Consider the following 2,014-nt stretch of genomic DNA (forward strand, 5'->3'; position numbering starts at 1 on the left):
ATCCTGAAGGCCAGCGGCTGGACCGACATCGACCTCCGCCCCGTCGACGCCGAATGCGCCATGCCCGAACCCGCCCTCATCGGCTACATCTCCCGCCTGGGCCCCGTCGGCCTGGCCCTCGCCGACGCCGACGACGCCACCCGGGAAAAGGTCGTCCGCACCGTCCGCACCGCCATGGATCCCTTCATCCACGGCGCCGAGGCCCGCTTCACCGCCGCCTGCTGGATGCTCGACGCGCGGGCCCCGGAATCAGCCTGACGGGGTGTCAGGCCGTCCGCGCGGCGAGGTCCGACGTGAGCTCGGCGGCGACCGTATCGGCGTCCGGCAATCGCTCGATCTCGGCCCGGATGCGTTGCGCGCCCGCCCGATACGTGTGGTCGGTCAGAACTTTGGTGACCTCCTCGCGCACGGCGGCCGGGGTCACCCGGTCGGGTGTCAGAACCCGGGCCGCGCCGACTTCGCGGCAGGCCGCGGCGGTGGGGAACTGATCCGCGCCGCGCGGGGTGAGGACCAGTGGCAGGCCGTGGGAGAGCGCGGCCAGCGTGGTGCCCGCGCCCGCGTGGCAGACCACCGCATCGCAGCGCGGGAGTATCGCGGCCAGCGAAAGCCATTGGGCGATATGGATGTTTCCCGGCTGCGGGCCGAGCGCGGCGGGATCGGTAGCGGTGCCGACCGTGACCACGACATCCACCTCGCTCCCGGCCAGCCCCTCCAACAGCGGCCCGAATGCGCTGGGCTGGTTGAAGATCGGCACCGTCCCCAGCGAGACGTACACGGTCGGGCGATTCCCGAGCCGCGGCGCCCAATCCGGGAGCTCGTCGTCGACACCGCCGGGGACCGCGGGGCGAATCGGCCGTGCGATTTCGGCCGCGGGCCCGAGGTCGGATTGCAGGCTGCGCGGCACCGGATCGAGGTAACCGCCCCGGTAGAGTCCGGCGTGTTCATCCGGCGTCAATCCCGCCGAATCCCATAGCGGTGCAACCCATTCCGCCATGGCCGCGACGAGCTCCGGCTCGAGCAGCAGACCCGTGCCGTAGGTGATGGCCGGAACCCCTCGTTGCGCGGCCAGCACCGGCGCGGCCAGATCGACCGGCGCGTGCAGAATCAGATCGGGCTCGAAATCATCTGCCAGTTCTCGCAATTCGGGCAGTTTGCGCGGCGCCATCACCTTGCCGAACATGACCGCCCCGATCCGCCACGGCTGCGTCCCGGCCGCGAACTCGGGCAGTGTCACCGCCTCGGCCGCGGCCTCGGGCGCGTCCGGCCCGGCCGCCGCTCCCGCCAATCCCGCGGCCCGCACCCGCGGCAACAGTTGTGGCGCGGTGGCCACCACCACCCGATGCCCCCGCGCGCTCAGCGCCCGCGCCAGCGGCACCACCGGCGCGAACACCCCCTCCATCGGTGTCGTCGAAACCAGTACGCGCATCTCGCCTCCCGTAGCTATAGTGCGCTATATAGCGAACTATAGCTACGATGACGGGCATGTCAACACCGCGCAATCGGCCACCCGCGCGCAGCGAACGCCGCGAGGCCACCCGCCGCCGCGTCGCCGAGGCCGCCGCCGCCCTCTTCGCCGAACGCGGCTACGCCGGCACCACGCTGCAGGCCATCGCCGATGCCGCCGGGGTCCATGTCCAGACCATCTACCAGGCCTTCGGCACCAAGGTCGGGGTCCTCGCCGAGACCGCGGCGGTCCTGGTGGCGGGCCCCGACGAGGACGCCGCCACCCCGCCGCCGGAACGCCGCTGGGTCCGCGAACTCTTCGCCGAACCCGACCCGGCCCGCCAACTCGCCCACTACGCCGCCCACATGCGCACCGTCTCCGAGCGCTACATGAGCCTGCTCGACATGATGCGGGTGACCGCCGCCGCCGACCCCGAGGTCGGGGCCTTCCTGGCCGCGGCCGAACAGGGCCGTTACGACGGCCCCGCCCACATCACCCCCGACCTGGCCGCCAAGAACGCCCTCAAGCCCGGCCTCTCCCCCGAACGCGCCGCCGACATCATGTACGCCC

2 protein-coding genes and 1 pseudogene are annotated in these 2,014 nt (G+C 72.3%); 2 read left to right on the forward strand and 1 reads right to left on the reverse strand.

What is annotated here, in order from left to right; genetic code table 11:
- Nucleotides 1–258 (forward strand): annotated as a pseudogene (locus ACAM49_RS39975) (SAM-dependent methyltransferase); the annotation flags it as partial.
- A 7-nt stretch (nt 259–265) separates the two neighbouring features.
- Here the strand turns inward: ACAM49_RS39975 and ACAM49_RS39980 are convergent.
- Nucleotides 266–1,426 (reverse strand): glycosyltransferase, encoded by a 1,161-nt coding sequence (locus tag ACAM49_RS39980; RefSeq protein WP_369640705.1) that lies wholly within the window; start codon nt 1,424–1,426, stop codon nt 266–268.
- A gap of 56 nt (nt 1,427–1,482) precedes the next feature.
- Here ACAM49_RS39980 and ACAM49_RS39985 point away from each other — a divergent pair.
- The coding region (locus ACAM49_RS39985; protein WP_369640706.1) for a TetR/AcrR family transcriptional regulator at nt 1,483–2,014 on the forward strand (532 nt) is incomplete at its 3' end.

The sequence above is a fragment of the Nocardia sp. JMUB6875 genome (genome assembly GCF_041154655.1).
In the GTDB taxonomy this organism is placed as follows: domain Bacteria; phylum Actinomycetota; class Actinomycetes; order Mycobacteriales; family Mycobacteriaceae; genus Nocardia.

What these genes read in the sequence shown, in the direction of transcription:
- ACAM49_RS39980 (WP_369640705.1), bottom strand. Translation starts at nt 1,426, where the DNA reads ATGCGCGTACTGGTTTCGACGACACCGATGGAGGGGGTGTTCGCGCCG.